Genomic DNA, 1,061 nt, shown 5'->3' on the forward strand with positions numbered 1-1,061 from the left:
CCAATCGCCGTCGGCAGCGGCGTCCGGTTTCAGCGCGTAAGGGCAATGCCGTGCACGAATTAGAGCCAGTCGTGGTGCAGGGATGTAGATGGGTGTCCCCATTTGCGCACCATTTGCGCATTGGACCTTGCAAGCGCAATGCACTCAGGCGTGGTCAGCGTATTCCGTAGGAATGTTCCGCATTTGTGCGTTCATATCCCACTGCACAGGCTTATCCTTCTCATTGAACCATTTACCACCGGCTGAAACCCACTGGCGGCGATAAAGACGGCAGCTTTCGGGAGTAATATCCTCATAACCGAATTCGACTCCACAACAGGGACAAATGTCGAAAGATGGTGTCGCACCATCAGTTCCCCACGGCGGCTCGTCAAATTGTAAACCACAGATTCGACATGTTCGGAATGCTGAATTCATTGGGCGTTCCAGTAATCCATATTCGTAGGATAACCATGAACCGCTGGATCCGTAGGGTGCCACTCTACGCCGTTAACCCTTTCTCTCTGGTAAAAAAGAGGTCTCGATGTAACAGCGAGTTTCGGCCATCCTTTCAGTTGAACCAAGGAAGGGGGGCCATCTCTTACCCGAAGGGAATCGGGCATGTCACATCGAGACACTCAAGTACGGTTGAATCTAGTTTGCCTGCGGCAATGCTTGCGTTGGTTGCTCGCGGGGATCGACTGGCGGTCCATTACTTTCCGCGACGATTGCAGATGGACGCCCAAGTCGCTGGTTTCCGCGGCGCTCTGCTGGGCTTGGTCAGAGGAACAGACGCTGGGGGAGCGGTTCCACACGGTTCGTAGGATAATCCTCCGCCTCGAGAAAGAGCAACAGCAACTGGCCACTTCGTACCAGGCATTCACAAAAATCCTTCGCCGCTGGACCACGCCACTTGCCTCGTTGCTGCAGCCGGTCCTGCAACAGCGAATGCAAGCGGCGCTGGCGGATTATTGGCTCATCGCGGGATACCTCGTGTTCGCCGTCGATGGCAGTCGTATCGAATTGCCTCGCACCCGCTCGCACGAACAAGCCTACTCGACGATTCGCCACCCACGGCGGGG

At 55.6% G+C, this 1,061-nt stretch carries 1 protein-coding gene; it reads left to right on the forward strand.

Going from position 1 to position 1,061, the window contains the following annotated elements:
- Positions 1-600 precede the first annotated feature (600 nt).
- On the forward strand, positions 601-1,061 hold a 461-nt coding region (locus NG895_RS09010), incomplete at its 3' end, for a hypothetical protein (RefSeq protein WP_252852153.1).

Source organism: Aeoliella straminimaris (assembly GCF_024054565.1).
Classification (GTDB): domain Bacteria; phylum Planctomycetota; class Planctomycetia; order Pirellulales; family Lacipirellulaceae; genus Aeoliella; species Aeoliella straminimaris.